Source organism: Halpernia frigidisoli, from assembly GCF_900113805.1.
In the GTDB taxonomy this organism is placed as follows: domain Bacteria; phylum Bacteroidota; class Bacteroidia; order Flavobacteriales; family Weeksellaceae; genus Halpernia; species Halpernia frigidisoli.
On the sequence record NZ_FOQT01000004.1, the window covers coordinates 241,049 to 256,441 of the forward strand.

Annotated in this window: 11 protein-coding genes; 1 reads left to right on the plus strand and 10 read right to left on the minus strand. The window is 34.0% G+C overall.

Features of this window, described 5'->3' with window-relative positions; all coding sequences use genetic code 11:
• Positions 1-32 precede the first annotated feature (32 nt).
• The 8 genes from BM238_RS11435 to tsf all read right to left on the minus strand — a co-directional run bounded on the left by BM238_RS11435 (position 33) and on the right by tsf (position 12,106).
• On the minus strand, positions 33-1,181 hold the full coding sequence (locus BM238_RS11435) for a hypothetical protein (RefSeq protein WP_090081030.1): 1,149 nt from the start codon (positions 1,179-1,181) through the stop codon (positions 33-35).
• A gap of 23 nt (positions 1,182-1,204) precedes the next feature.
• The gene (locus BM238_RS11440) at positions 1,205-1,726 is read right to left on the minus strand and encodes a DUF6759 domain-containing protein (protein WP_090081033.1); all 522 of its coding nucleotides are present in this window, start codon (positions 1,724-1,726) and stop codon (positions 1,205-1,207) included.
• A gap of 119 nt (positions 1,727-1,845) precedes the next feature.
• Positions 1,846-2,523 carry a tRNA (guanosine(46)-N7)-methyltransferase TrmB gene (gene trmB / locus BM238_RS11445; protein WP_090081037.1) on the minus strand — a complete coding sequence of 226 codons (678 nt, stop codon included), beginning with the start codon at positions 2,521-2,523 and terminating at the stop codon, positions 1,846-1,848.
• Positions 2,524-2,599: 76 nt separating this feature from the next.
• Positions 2,600-3,292 carry an AcvB/VirJ family lysyl-phosphatidylglycerol hydrolase gene (locus BM238_RS11450; protein WP_090081039.1) on the minus strand — a complete coding sequence of 231 codons (693 nt, stop codon included), beginning with the start codon at positions 3,290-3,292 and terminating at the stop codon, positions 2,600-2,602.
• The gene (locus BM238_RS11455) at positions 3,289-5,874 is read right to left on the minus strand and encodes a flippase-like domain-containing protein (protein ID WP_090081042.1); all 2,586 of its coding nucleotides are present in this window, start codon (positions 5,872-5,874) and stop codon (positions 3,289-3,291) included. The genes BM238_RS11450 and BM238_RS11455 overlap by 4 nt, the downstream gene beginning before the upstream one ends.
• 92 nt (positions 5,875-5,966) lie before the next feature.
• The gene (locus BM238_RS11460; protein WP_090081045.1) at positions 5,967-6,773 is read right to left on the minus strand and encodes a hypothetical protein; all 807 of its coding nucleotides are present in this window, start codon (positions 6,771-6,773) and stop codon (positions 5,967-5,969) included.
• A gap of 112 nt (positions 6,774-6,885) precedes the next feature.
• Positions 6,886-11,040, minus strand: coding sequence for a T9SS type B sorting domain-containing protein (locus tag BM238_RS11465; protein ID WP_090081049.1), 4,155 nt, complete (start codon positions 11,038-11,040; stop codon positions 6,886-6,888).
• 241 nt (positions 11,041-11,281) lie between these two features.
• Positions 11,282-12,106: a translation elongation factor Ts gene (gene tsf, locus BM238_RS11470; RefSeq protein ID WP_090081051.1), complete on the minus strand. Its 825-nt coding sequence runs from the start codon at positions 12,104-12,106 to the stop codon at positions 11,282-11,284.
• Between the two features lie 135 nt (positions 12,107-12,241).
• Between tsf and BM238_RS11475 the strand changes: the two genes are divergently transcribed.
• Positions 12,242-12,802: a DUF6759 domain-containing protein gene (locus tag BM238_RS11475; RefSeq protein ID WP_090081054.1), complete on the plus strand. Its 561-nt coding sequence runs from the start codon at positions 12,242-12,244 to the stop codon at positions 12,800-12,802.
• A gap of 69 nt (positions 12,803-12,871) precedes the next feature.
• Here the strand turns inward: BM238_RS11475 and BM238_RS11480 are convergent, their stop codons facing one another.
• Positions 12,872-13,828, minus strand: coding sequence for an acetyl-CoA carboxylase carboxyltransferase subunit alpha (locus BM238_RS11480; protein WP_090081056.1), 957 nt, complete (start codon positions 13,826-13,828; stop codon positions 12,872-12,874).
• A gap of 51 nt (positions 13,829-13,879) precedes the next feature.
• Positions 13,880-15,391, minus strand: a complete 1,512-nt coding sequence (gene gltX / locus BM238_RS11485) for a glutamate--tRNA ligase (protein ID WP_090081059.1) — start codon at positions 15,389-15,391, stop codon at positions 13,880-13,882.
• Positions 15,392-15,393: the final 2 nt, after the last annotated feature.

The window sequence follows — 15,393 nt, forward strand, 5'->3', positions numbered from 1 at the left end:
TTTGAGCCGGATTTTTTTTTGGAAAAGTAGTTTTAAAGATCTATTTTAAATTTAAAATCTTTTAATGTCATCAATTTTGCTCTTCTTTTAAGCCAATCTGAAACGCTTTCATTTTTATTTAGTAAATTATTTTTAATAAAACTATATAAATCTTCATCAGTTTTTACATTCGTAAGCGTTTCTTTTAAAAGTGTTAAGCCACCTTTTTCCAAGATAGCATCATCGATAATAGCACCTATTAAATAGTCAATTTGAATATCTTTTTCAAAATTATTTAAGTTAAAAAGATCAAGTGTGACGTTGGAATTTTGAATATAATAATTATTAAACTTCTGAAGTAAGGTTTTAAAATTATAATCTTTATGGACGTTTTCGCCTCCATTATAAATACTTAATCCAGTGTTTAAAAGATAGTGAGCCTGAGGATATTTTTTGTTTATTAGATGAATTAATTCGTGTTTATGAAATTCACCATAGAATTTTGAGGTGTAAACAATGTCATTTTTGATGTCATAAAATGCGCATTTTTCAGTATTTATATTTGGTGCAAAATCAAATCCTGAGATTTTAAAAACCTCCGCACACTTTTCTGCAATGAAATAATTTATTGAATTTGTTTTATCTAAATCAAAGGTTTTATTTAAGTTATTTAAAAATTTTGATGCTTCTTCTGCATTTTTAGACCTAAAATTGTATGTTTTAGGAAAATAGTAATTAATCAGACCAACTTTTTTACTTTCCCAATTTTTAGTATTTCTATTCAAATTGTCTTTAAAGTAATAATTGTCGCCAATTTTTTCTACATAAACTTTAACTATTGCAAAAGGATTTAATTCAGATTTTTCATTTATCATGTAAAAAATGGAGGATAATTCGAAACATTCATCTTCATTTTTTAAAATACTTAAAATCTGATTTTTAAAAGGTAATTTAAATAAAGAAGGATTATAGAAGCCTTGCGTTTGTAAAAGATTACAACCGGTTTTATTTAAATCTGATGTTTTCCAATATATGCAATTTCCGTCCGAATTTTCTCTAAATGAATTTACATAATCTTCCCAGTTTTGAGCGATCGTATTCTGTTCAGTAGTATAGGTTTTTTCGTATGGACTATTTTCAAAAGAAACTTGGGAATAAATAATGTTACTAATAAGAAAAAATATTAAAACTTTAATTTTCATTTAAATTTTGTCTGTGTAAAATTCTACTTCCTGTTCTCAAATTTATTTTCAGCAAAAGCTGAATAACCCAGACTGATAATTTGATTTTCAGTAAAAGATTTGGCACTATTATAAGGCGCGTCACAAACGTTTGCTGAAAGGTTATAATCTCCTTTTTTAATGATGATAAAATCTTCGCCGTGCGATGAAATGGCTAATTTTCCAGCTGAATTTCCGGTGTAATTTAAAATTAAATTGCAGTCTGATTGATTTTGGATCATTACAATTCTTTCGTCACTTTTCAGATCGGGATTGAAAAGGGCATTAAGCAAATTGACAGTTTTGGTCGTGTGTTTTGCTAAACTTTCCTGTTGTAAAGCTTTAAACTCTGCTTCATCCAAAAAGATCTTTGTTACTTCTACGATTGGTCTTGCTGTCATAAAATCTGCTGGATTTTTGCGCGTCATCCAACTTCTATTTTTTAATTCTACCAATCTTTTTTTACAAAGCTGAAATCTTGGATCTTCATGATTTGCCGTATCTAAAAATTCCTGAATTTCATCCATATTATTGGTCGTAATAATATAGCTGTATTTCTTTTTATCGGGGGATGTTTTTTTTTGGAGTAACCGGAGAATCCGATGGTAAAAATTAAAATAAAAAATAACTTATTGCTGTTTTTCATTTAGTTTAAACGGAATTTAATATACGTTATTGTTTTTCCTTTACTTGAAAAAAGATCTTCATAATAAGTCTGGATTTCTCTTAAAAGTGGCGTGTTTGCATCAAATTCCGGTGCGCCGTAAATATCGTGGTGTGCGGTAATTATTTCATGTCCTGCACCTTGAAGTAAACCTAAAGTATAGCCATGAAGAAATTCAGAATCGGTTTTTAAATGAATTATACCGTCTTTTTTAAGGAATTTTTTATAGCGTGCTAAAAATTCCGGATGCGTCATTCTGTGTTTCGTTCGTCGGTATTTTATTTGTGGATCCGGAAACGTGATCCAGATTTCGTCAATTTCATTTTCTGCGAAGAAATGGTCAACAAGTTCAATTTGAGTTCTGATAAAAACCACATTTTCCATTCCCGTTTCGTGTGCCTCTTTTGCACCAAACCAAAAACGTGCGCCTTTAATATCAATTCCAATAAAATTTTTTTCCGGGAAAGCTTTCGCCAAACCAACAGAATATTCGCCTTTTCCGCAACCCAATTCCAAAACAATCGGATTGTCATTTTTAAAAACCTCAGCGTTCCATTTTCCTTTTAAAGGATAGTCTGCCAAAGCTTCCGCTCTTGTTGGTTGAAAAACATTCGGCAATATTTTATTTTCGTCGAAACGTTTCTGTTTATTTTTTCCCATAATTTTTTGTGCGTGGCAAAAATAATTCTAATAAATCAGAATCCAAACTTATCAGAGAAAAAAATTAGTCTTAAAATTATTTTAAGCTAATATTTTGTGAAATGAGATCAGCCAGTTTTGAATATTCATTATTATACCGATGATTTCCAGGTAAATGTATCATCGAAAAGTGATCTAATTTTATTAATTTGTAGGGAAATCTGATCCCGATATTACTTAAAACCGCAAAAGTTTTGGGCACTTTCATCTTATTTATTTCCGGTAAAACTTCGTAATCACCTCGTGCGCCATCGAAAAGCATTCCCTGTAAGCTGACTTCGAAATCTGCAGTTTTGGAAGGATCTAATAATATGACAGATTCTATTTTATTTTGTAAATTTTGCGGTAATCTGTTGACAATAAATGATGTAACATCCGCACCAAAACTGTAACCCAGAATAACAATTTTCTGATTTTTTCTGCCTTTTAATTTTTGATTTAAATAATCAGCAATTCTTTTTGCAGTTTGTTCAGGCGTTTTTAGTTTCCAGAAATAAGCTTTAGAATTTAAAGCGGTGATGTCATAATTTCTTGCGAATATTTCATCACTTAGACTTTTTGAAAACGTATTAAAACCGGCATCACCACTGATATAAAATATTAAAGGACTGTCATTTTTTGCGTCCAGCTCGCGCACGGGAAAATCCTGTTCAGAAGAATTTTTGCAGGCGAAAAAAAATGCAAGAGAAAACAACAGTAAAATATTTAACTTCAAAGGTACTTTCATCATTCCTTCATTACTTTATTTAAGGCCGTTGGGATTTGAAGCAACTCAAAATCATTATTATAAACTAGATATTTGTTTTCCCAGACCGTTGCATATTTTTCTTTAAAAAATCTCAAAGTCTGAAAGTGTTTTAGACTTCCAACGCGGTGATAAGCGTATTTCATGATCTGTTCCACAGGATTGTCGGGTTCGTCAATTCCGCTCATTGGCGTAAGACCCATATTTAAATATTTTAAATTTTTCTCTTTAGAATATTCAATCAGTCTTACAATTAAAACATCCAAACAACCGCCTGGCGCGTCTTTTCGCTTTCTTATTAGATCGTAAGTACTTTCTTCGGGCGCAAAATCCGGGATAATATTTAAAAAAGCCTGAAGATTTCCATTTTCGTCTTTTATGGCAATGATCGGTTGGGTTTCTAATTCGTTTTCTTCAAAACTTCCCTGTGAAAAAACGCTTTCTTTTTTATCAAATTCCGTGAGCCATTCATCAGAGATACTTTTTAATTCTGACATTAATTCTAAAGAATGAGGCGGCAAAAAAACCTCAGAATTGTATCCTTTCTTCTGAATACTGTTAATTCCGTTTCTTAAAGATTTTCGGTCTTTTCCCTGCAAAGTGAAATTCTGAACATCCACCAAAGCTTCCTGACCGATCAGTAATTTTTGCTTTTTTAAAGTTTTAAATAAAAATAAATTATTTTCCGGAGCGCGGTAGTAAATCGGTTTTAAGCCTTTATTCCTGCAAAATTCTTCAAACTCTTTAATAATAAAAAACTGATCTTCTTCGTCACAAACTGGCTGCTCTAAAACGACAGCAAAATTATTAGCGATTTTAAACGAAACAAAACCTTCACGGCTTTCTGAAAAATAAATACTTTTATCCTTGCTAATCTTAAAGAAATCCAAAGCAGAATTTCCGTATTTTTCCAATAATTCCCTAGCAGAATTTTTTTCGTTTTCTTCATTTTTAAAATTAAATTTAAAAGGAATTAGAAGTGCGAAAATTAATAGTATCCAGGAAATAAAACCAAGAAACTTTGTGATACTAATAAAATCCCGACCAAAAGCTGTTGCTGGTTTTGGCAAATCTGTGTAAAAAAGCAGAAAACTTTGGAAGGTATAATAAATGGACTGACTCCAGGTAAAATCAATGCCAAAATGAGTAACATCGATAAGATAAAAACTGAAAAAATCGAAGACTAATATTGTTGAAAGGACTAAAATAATTGTGCCTAATCCGAGACGCAAATATTTAAAATTAGTCTTAATTAAGTATTGTTTTCTGGTAAAAATAAGAAGTAATATCGTTATTAAGGCGAATGAGGCTTCTTCATAATCAAACGCTTTAAAAACATTACCAATGATTGAAAAAAGAGAAAAAATAAGAGCTAAAAACCAGGCGCTTTTCAAGCCTTTTAGCAGTTGTGCTGAAATGATCAACAAACCAATTCCTAATACCAGAACAGCCAGTTTGGAAATATGGCGTGTTTCAAAAGGCAGATAATTTTTAATTATAGTGATTCGATCTGCCAATGGTGGCGTAATGACTGATATCAAATTAATTATCCCAAGAAAAAAAATGACAATAGCGGGAAATATTCTTGCAAAAAGTTTTCTGCCATTGTAAAGAAAAGCGAAAATTCCAAAAAATAAGGGCAGCCAAAATTCAAATATTCGGTAGAGTAGTGTAATCCCTAAACTCGTGCTGTTATTAAAACCAAACGAATTAAAAATATAAAGCATTGTAACTTCTACGGCGCCCAAACCTCTTAAAAAAGGTGAAATGATCATCAACAAAACAGAAACTGTGTAGCCAATTGCCGCAGCGCTGAAAGACGGTGATGCGCCAAGTGCAGCCATTGCAATAAATACATGAAAAATACCTACAAATTCCATAATAACGGAATAAAATACAACTCTGTAAAAATATTTTTTTTGTAGTTCTGCAGAAAAAATGGAATCCAAATAGGAAATGACTGTTGGAAATTTCTTATCTAAAAATTTATAAACAGATCCTTCATTCTTAATATCTTTAAATAATACAAAGAAAAGTAATAAAACAGCCCCAAGAATAACGATCGCGATCCAGGAATTTCCAATGTTTTTATGAGTAAATGCGCTGTAGGCCAAAACCGGAATTCCTACTAAAAATAAGGTGAAAAGGCCGACAAACCCGTAGATAACGCCGGTTTGATGAATTTTTCCGGTGTCATAATTTTTTCTTTTTAGCTCTGTTGGAAGATATGCTAAAGAAGTGACGCCGCCAGCAGGCAGGAAAACGCTGAGAAAATTTCGTTTTAAATATAAAGTGATCGCCTCAGAAATTTTAATTTTTAAACCAACAGCTTTAAAACTTTCAAAATACATTAAGGCCTGCAGAAATATGTATAGGAAAGTGGTCAAAACGCCGATAATGATCCAAAAAGAGTCTGCTTGTTTTAATTGCGGAATGATCTGGCGCATCTCATGTCTTTCACTACGGAAAAATACAAAAGCAAGCAGAATTACGAACACAGCTAATATTTCTTTCCAGTGCGAACGCGGTGAAAATTTTAAGAAATAGTGGTTGAGTTTCAACTTCATGACTTATGCAAAATTCTAAAAATTTAGCTTAGAAAATTACCAACAAAAGTACGTAAAAGTCCGAAATTTAAAATCCGAATACATGGTTTTGTTTATTTGGAAACTGGTTGAGAAATGATGTTCTGAAGATTGGAATTTTTTAATCTTGCGAGATAAATCGGTAAATATTTTTCAAAATAGATCTGTGTTGCTTCGTAATTATTGGAAAGCAAATAGGGCTTAAGATTATCGGAGCTGTAAACAAACTGCAGAAAATTTGGTATCAGGTTTTTTGGAATTTTCAGCCTTATAAAATACTCATCACCAAAATATTTCTGAATATTTGCCACATCTTTCGTCATAGATTCATATTCCTGAGCGCGTTCTTTCTTTTTTCGCTCGCCGGAAATAATATCAAAAATACTATCTAAACCAAAAGTAAGTCCGCCACCTGAAAATCCTGCTACCGGCAATTGCGTCGGCAATCCATCACCTTTTGGTTTTGGCAAACCTATCGCTTTTTGTAGTTGCTCTTTTTTCATGTCTGTTCGCAACGCTAAAACATCTTTCCGGAGATTTCCTGAAACTTTAAAATTTGGAATAATAACTTCCTCAATATCGGTATAGGATACCTTTAATTCAATTAAGTTACGGAAAGACTGCATCATATTTTCCGTGATCTGCACGTCTTTTCTATCTGTAACAATTGAGGTAAATCTGATTGTCTCACCAGTTTTAGCATCCAGTTTAAAGTTTCCGTTAAAATCTGCTAATACCGTTTTTTGTGTACTAAGGTTTGTAACGTAAACCTGATTCAAGTAAAGATTGGAATTGTCTTTTAGAAAGATCTCTCCGCCAAAAACCTGCGCGTTAACCTGCGAAATAATTGAAAGTAAAAAAAGGAAATACAGTTTCTTCATATTAACAGCAAAAGTAAAGAGAATTTGCGTATTCCTGCGGTAGAATTCTCTTTACTGGCGTTAAACTTATATTAAAGTTAAAGCATTAATTTCCTGTTTTAATTAAATGTTGTTAAAAATCCGAGTTTTTCAATAAAACCCATCCGGAAAACGTCCTTGTTGTTGATGTACCGAATTCCTGCCATTCCAAAATATACCAGTAAGATGAGGTTTCTAATTTTCTGTTGCTTAAAGTGCCGTCCCAGGTGTAATTATTATTTGCAGAACCATTAAATACCATTTTTCCATATCTGTCGTAGATTTGAAATTTTGGGTTGTCTTTTGTTTTAAGATCAGAATAATTAAAAGTATCATTAACGCTGTCACCGTTCGGCGTGATTACATTTGTTATGATGATCAATGCAAATTCTTTCGTAACCGGCGCACACTGATCGGCAGAAGTTACAGATATTGTATTTTTTCCGCTTTTTACATCATAAAATACATTGGATGTTTGTGGTGCTGAACCATTTAATGAATAGTAATACGGTGCATTTCCGCCTGCAACAGTAATTGTGACAGTTGATCCTTTGATATCAATTGCAGTAATTTTAGGCAAATCAACTTCTTTTACGGAAACTTTTTGACGGTAAATACAACCGTTTCCAGTTTCGAGATCTACATAATAATCACCTGCCGCTACATTGTCGATCGATGATGTTTTTTCACCAGCTCTGCTCCAGGTGTAAGACGTAAAGCCAGCGCCAGCATCAAGCGTTGTTGTGGTTCCCGGACAAACAGTCTTATCCTGCAAGACAGCAGAAACCCTGGCAACATCGATATTTACTGTTAAGGTTGCAATGACGGGACAAAATCCGTTTTCTGACAATCTTAAGTAATATGTTCCGGTTTTATTAACCGATACTGGATTTGCAATTGCATTTTGGGAATTTTGGGCGTTATTTAAATTACCATAATAACTAACTGTAATAGTGGGATCTGTTGTAAATTGGCTTAAATATTTAGACAAATCAACGCTTTTAATATTATCCAGATCATCATCACATTCTGAAACAGAAGTTTTAGTTTTCGTTAAAGGCAATAAAGTTCCCACCTTTAAAAGTAATGGTTGCACGATTGGCGGACAATACTGGGATTCTACCCGAACATAAACTGTTGTGTTCGTTTGATAAGAAAAATTATCGGCTAAAGGAGTGGCGCCTGTAGTATTTGCTGAAATTTGATCAGCAAAATATTTAACGGTAAATCCTGTACTGATCGGCAAAATAACCGGTGTGATATCTGAAAATTTCACATAAATATTTCCGTCAAAATTTGTATCACAATTTTCCGCTGTATAATCTGAGGTATTTAAAATTGCTTTCGGCGCTTCTTTTACTTCAACGGTCTGAACTAAAGAACAGCCATTTGTTGAGGTTAAAGTCACCGTGTAAATTCTAACGCCGGCATTTTGAATAGATGAAGTTGTTTCACCTGCTCTGCTCCACAAATAAGATGAAAAGCCCGGTCCAGCGTCCAGAGTTGTCGTAGATCCTTCACAAATAGTTACAGTTGAAGGTAAAACCGTTGATCTTGACGGTTGTAAAAATGTTAAATTTAAAAACCCAACATTGTCACAAAATCCCACTGCTGCAAATCTTAGGTAAATGGTAACATCTGCAGATATAGTATAGTTGGGAGGAATATCGGTCCCGGGAATATTTGCATTTGCGGCGGCTAAACTTGAGAAAAATTTAATACCAACGCTCGTATCGGCTGTAAAAAAATTGGCATAATCTGAAAGTATAATATTTTTACTGCTGTTTTCTGAACAAACAGGTTGCGTAACTGGTGTCATAATATTTACTTTTGCGCCAATCTTAAAGTTGATTTGTGCAGTTTTAAAAGGACAGCCATCAGGAGAATCTACTCTCACATAAACATTTGTATCAGTGCTATAGGACCAGATATTAGATAATCCCGGCGTTGTTCCTGCGTTTGCTTCTGCCTGTGTTAGATAATATCTCACTTGAAAATAAGTTGAATTTTGCAAAATTACAGGTGTTATTTTAGAAAAATCAATATTAATGATGCCGTCCAGATCATCATCACAATTAATAGCATTATACAGATTGGCATCTAAAACAATTTCCGGGAAAAATCCCAAAGTTATGGTTGCGATCTGACTACATCCTTCCGGTGTTTTTACAACAATATAAACATCACCGCCTGCTGAATTATAAGCCGTAAAATTTAATATTTCCTGAGTCGCATCCAGAGTTTGAGCAGCAGCTAATGTTTTGTAATAATTTTTTGTAACAGGTGTACTAGCAGTTACGTCGGCGTTGGAAAGATCAAAAATTCCCCCTGATCCTACTTTACAAGTTGTTAGGGTAGCATTTTTTATCGTTAACTGACCGATAGTAATATTTACAGTTACCACTTCACAATCTTCAAATGCACCATCACCGCAAAATTTATAAACAAAGCTGTCTGCGCCTACAGCACCTGCGTTTGGAGTATAAGTTATAACACCCGTGGTCGGGTTAATAACAGCCGTACCCTTTGTAGGTGCTGTTGAGATATTTACGGTGCTTAAAACAACATTTTGAGTTGAAGAGCCCAGTTTAGGGGTAAAATCAATACTGCTACAAATGCCTTTTGTAATTGTTGTTTGAGTTGGACAGTTTAATATTCTTATTGAAGTGGTAGTTACTTCAGGACAAGATCCGCTGCTGACTTTTACATAATAATTGCCCGGAGTGGTGGGTGAAAAAGTATTAGAGGTTGCTCCCGCGATCGGAATTGGGCTGTTTTCATTGTACCACTGATAGGTATCAAAACCAGCATTCACCTGTAAAACGATTCCAGGAATGCACGTTCCGGATTGCCGTACAACTGCTGGTATCGAAGAAAATCCAGCAAAATAGCCACCGTAACCAATGGCGCCATCACCAGCGGCAATACCTGCAGTCACGGCTTTTGTAGAAGTTACAGTAATATTTCCTTTAACATCCGGAATAGAGTAGGTTACCCAAACATTATTTCCTGATAATGGATACGGACCGAAAGCAGCGTTTGGAACAGCACCATTAACATTTACCGTAGCGCCGGCTTCAGTTATGATGTTAAGTTTAGTAGTAATATATAATTGTCCTCCTGGAAAAGAACCAGAGTAAGTCAAATTTTCATTTATTAGACCAATTTCGTCGATTATTTTTGGAAGATAGCAGCTTAAAGGTGGAATGTAGTTAAAACCACCGGTGGCATTAGAATCCGCACCTGCTAATAATTGGTAGAGATAAACATTTTTTGTAGCCTTTACGTACATGTTATAAATGTCATTCGGTTGCTGTTTGTAACTGCCTTCGGTAATTTTATAGTATTGTCCTTCATTTAAAGTTGCAACTGGCGTGGTTCCGTTATTTAGATAAATTTCAGTATTATCTTCTGTGGCAATTACGATTCCACCTTCCATATTAAGACCAATGCCGATAGTCCCATTTCCTTTTACAAGAGCGAACTCCTGCCCCAATCGTTCTACTGGAACAGATTGATCCATCAAAATATCACTGTTTCCAACGTTTCCTGAATATTGTCCGTTAAAATTTCCATTTGTAACTGAGACCGGTTTATCAGAAACTATTTTTGCACCGATAAATCCATCATTATTTAAAGAAGTCGTACCTCTGCCGTCAATGATATAAGATTGTCCTTTGTTTAAATTAAAAGTAATTGTTGCGCCCTGAGGAGAAGAAAATTGTAAATTATTTTTGTATCCCGAAACTGTTACTGAAGTATTATCTTCCGTCGCCATTACACCGGTCATAAAATTTAAAATAGAATTTCCGGCGTTATAAGATATTGGCGCCATCGCAGCATAAAATTTTGTACCAATTCCCGCTTTTCCTTTCGAGGTTAAAATTTCCGCGTGGTTCAATTCAGAAAACCTAAAATTAGCAAAAAAAGGCTTGTCTCCTTTACAGTAAAGTCCCAATGTGTTTGGCGTAAACAAGTCAGATTGGTTGATCGTTATAATATATTTCCGGTCGAAAGAAAAACTTTTTGGGTTTCCTTTGCTTATGGTTACGGTTCCAATCGCGATATTGTTGTTGTAGATTGTTACAGGAAAAGCCGTGGTAGAATTCGTAGAAAAATAGAGTGATTGTTGATAATTTCCATTCTTCACACGGTCCATCATCGGTGCAAACCAGTGCTCTGTATCTAATTGGGCAAAGCTCTTCACAATAAAAAATGTAAAAAAGAGAAATGCGAGAAATTTTTTCATGAGATTGTGTCTGCCACAAATTTATAATTAAATATTCATTTACGGTATATTTATATCCTGGGTTTTATTAACGATATAAAAGAATGCTTTTTAAAGATTTTCTTGCCAAATAACAATCATTTGAAAGTAAATTTTAGTTTTTTTAGACATAGCTTTAATATTTAAACAAAAAAAATCTCTGCTAAAATTTAGCAGAGATTGTATTTAAATTTTGATCAATTAATCGACCAAAGGGAAAAAATTAAGTTAAGCTTACTCTAATGAAGCCAACGACTTTTAAGTCGCTGTTTACAGATTTTACATAGTCTGCAACGCTCATTCCACTATCTTTAATGAAAGACTGGTGAACTAAAGTATTGTCTTTGTAAAATTTCTGCATTTTTCCTTTTAGGATATTATCGATAATATTAGCAGGTTTTCCTTCTTTTGTTAAAATATCTCTTTCAATTTCCAACTCAGTGTCAATAGTAGTTTGGGACACTTTTGTTTCATCCAAAGCAATTGGGTTCATTGCAGCAACCTGCATAGAAACAGATTTTGCAGCTTCGTCACCACCATCAGCTTTACCGGAAAGTGCAGATATTGCAGCAATTTTATTTCCTGCGTGGATGTAAGCTCCTAAAAATGGACCTTCAATTCTTTCAAAAGCACCAATTTCTATTTTCTCTCCGATCACACCAGTTTGCTCGATTAATTTTTCAGCAACAGTTTGTCCGTGGAAATCTGAAGCTAAAAATTCTTCTTTATTTGAATAAAAAACCGCTTGCTCAGCCAATTCATTTGCCAAAAGAACAAAATCAGCGTTTTTTGCAACGAAATCAGTTTCACAGTTTAATGCGATAATAGCACCCATTGTATTGTCCTCATTTACTCTCGCAATCACTGCACCTTCAGAAGATTCTCTGTCAGCTCTGTTTGCAGCCACTTTTTGACCTTTTTTTCTTAAAATTTCGATTGCTTTTTCGAAATCGCCTTCAGATTCTACTAAGGCTTTTTTGCAATCCATCATTCCTGCGCCTGTGGTGCTTCTTAATTTTGCTACGTCTGCTGCTGCGGGTGTATACATATCGAACTTTTTTATTTAAATTTATTGTAAATTATTGCTGTATTTTCAGCGCTGCAAAGATAATAAATTTAACGTAAACTAAAAATAGGCTTTTAACGTTTAATGTATTGTGAATAAAAAATAATATCTTTAAAAATGAAAAAATATCTATATCTATTTTGCCTGCTTATTTCTACACTGATGTGTTCTCAATCAAAATATACTGAGGCACAGGTGGAAAAAAGTAACGATCCACAGGTGATCGCCAATTTTATTAAATATAATCCGGATAATCCCAAAACGCCGGAGTTTAAAAGAAAACTCTATTCTATAATAAGTGGTGGTAATTCCGCCGTTGCAAAGCCAACCATTAAGCCTTTAACAACAAAAAAGTTAGAAAAAGATATAAAAAAAGATCTCAAGGACGGGACCAATGACAAGAATAAGCAAACCGCAGCGCTTCTAACGCATCTATTTAGTAACGATCCGAATGAAAAAGAAGCGTACATTCAGATTGAAAATAAATCTAAATGTAATCTTATAGTGAAAATTAGCGGTAAAAAGTTTTATAATCTGACGATTCCTGCTAATAATAAAAATTTTATTATGGTTGATAAAGGCACTTACAAATTGACAACATCAGTTTGTGATGCACAGTATTCCTCCGTGAAAACCGTCAATAAAGACATCGTTATCTCATTAAATTATCATAAGTAATAATAAAATTAAAGGCAAAAAAAAATCCGCTAAATTTATTTTTAGCGGATTTTTTATAATAAAAAATGATTATCCTTTAAACTGACCCATTGCAATAAATTTGTCTTGTCTTTGAGTCACAAGTTCTTTGTCAGTAAATTTCTTAAATGCTTTTATGTTTGCTAAAATAGATTTTTTAACATTCGCGAAAGTAGTTGGCTGATCGTAATGTGCGCCACCAAGCGGTTCTTCTATAATACCATCAATAAATTTCTCGCGAAGCATGTCGTTCGGTGTTAATTTTAAAGCATTTGCGGCATCTTCTTTATGCTCCCAGTTTCTCCAAAGAATAGAAGAGCAACTTTCCGGAGCGATCACTGAATACCATGTGTTTTCAAGCATGTAAACTTTATTTCCAACACCAATTCCCAAGGCGCCGCCACTAGCACCTTCACCAATAATTATCGTAATAATTGGCGTTTTTAAAGTGGTCATTTCAATAATATTTCTCGCGATTGCTTCTCCCTGTCCGCGTTCCTCAGCTTCCAAACCTGGGTAAGCGCCCGGTGTATCTACCAAAGTAATTACTGGAATTTTAAATTTTTCCGCAAGTTTCATCAGGCGCAATGCTTTTCTGTAACCTTCAGGATTACTCATCCCAAATCTGCGGTACTGTCTTTCCTTCGTAGTTCTTCCTTTTTGAGTTCCGATCAACATTACGCTTTGTCCGTCAATTTTTGCTAAACCACCGATCATTGCGGGATCATCGGCAAAATTTCTATCACCGTGAAGTTCCAGAAAACTATTTTCATCGACAATTCCTTTTATAACATCTAAGGTATAAGGTCTGTCCGGATGCCGTGAAAGCTGCACTCTTTGCCAAGGCGTAAGATTTCCGTAGATGTTTTTTTTGGTCTCTTCAATTTTATCTTCTATCTGGCTGCAGGCTAATTTCATGTCAACACCGCTTTCGTCGCCCACGAGCGAACATTTTTGGTATTGATCCATTAATTCTTTTACAGGCTGCTCAAAGTCTAAATATTCCATTTTATCTTTTAGAATTATCTTTCAAATTTATATAAATTTTTTGCATTTGAATTATTTTAATGTTTCAATCGCAAAATTTATTCTTTTTTCAGTTTCTGTCTTCCCTAAAATCTCCAAAAGATCAGGTACATCCGGACCTTTTAATTCGCCAACTAAAGCCAAGCGCAACGGCATCATTATTTTACCAAAACCTAAGGATTCTGCCGTTGCAAAATCATGAATTGCAGTCGAAATATCTTCTGCTTTAAATGAAGTTGCTGAAATTTTATTTAATAATTTATTTAAAATATCGGCTGTATTTTCATTCCAGGATTTTTTTGAGGCTTTTTCGTCAAAGGTTTTCGGCGCATTAAAAAAGAAAATTCCTTCGCTGTAGATATCTTTAATGAAAGTCGCGCGTTCCTTCATTAAACCAATGATTTTTAATAATTTATCATCTGAAATGGAGCTTTCTGAAATTTCTGACAGTTTTTTTAAATTATCTAAAATTTCATCATCACTTTTTTGTTGCAAATATTGGTGATTAAACCATTCCGCTTTTTCTTTGCTAAATCTTGCGCCAGCTTTGTGAACTTTATTTAAATCAAATTCCTTAACCATTTCTTCCAAAGAAATTATTTCTTTATCATCTGCAGGCGACCAACCAAGAAGTGCAACCATATTGATAAATGCTTCCGGCAAATAACCTTCTTCTCTGTAACCTTTGGAAATATTTCCTGTTTCCTGGTCTTTAAAATTTAATGGAAAAACTGGAAAACCAAATTTATCGCCGTCTCTTTTGCTTAATTTACCTTTTCCTTCCGGTTTTAAAATTAAAGATAAATGTGCGAATTGCGGTTTTTTCCAACCAAATGCTTCGTAAAGTAAAAAATGTAAACCTAAAGAAGGCAACCATTCTTCACCTCGAATCACGTGGGAAATCTCCATTTCATGGTCGTCCACAACGTTTGCAAAATGGTAAGTGGGCATTCCGTCCTGTTTTATTAAAACTTTATCATCTAAAGAATTGGTGTTCACATTCGATGTTCCGCGTATAATATCTTCCAAAATTAAAGTGCGGTCAACGGGCATTTTAAAACGGACAACGTAAGGTGTTTCATTGTCCAAAAGTTTTTTAACTTCTTCGTCGGATAAGGAAAGACTGTTTTTTAAGCGGTTTCTGCTTATATAATTGTAGGAAAAAACATCGCCTTTTTCCTCAAATTCTTTGCGGATTTCGTCTAATTCTTCCGGCGTATCAAAAGCTAAATATGCATAATCTGTTTTAAGTAGTTCTGCTAAATGTTTGTCATAAATATCACGTCTTTCAGATTGTCTGTATGGACCAAATTTTCCGCCATGTTTAGGGCTTTCATCCGGAATAATGCCGCACCAATCCAACGCTTCCAGAATATATTCTTCTGCACCTTCCACAAACCTTGCTGTGTCAGTATCTTCAATTCTTAGGATAAAATTGCCACCAGAACTTTTGGCGAAAAGATAATCATACAAAGCAGTTCTTACGCCGCCTAAATGTAATGGTCCGGTCGGACTTGGCGCAAAACGCACTCTCACTTTATTCATTA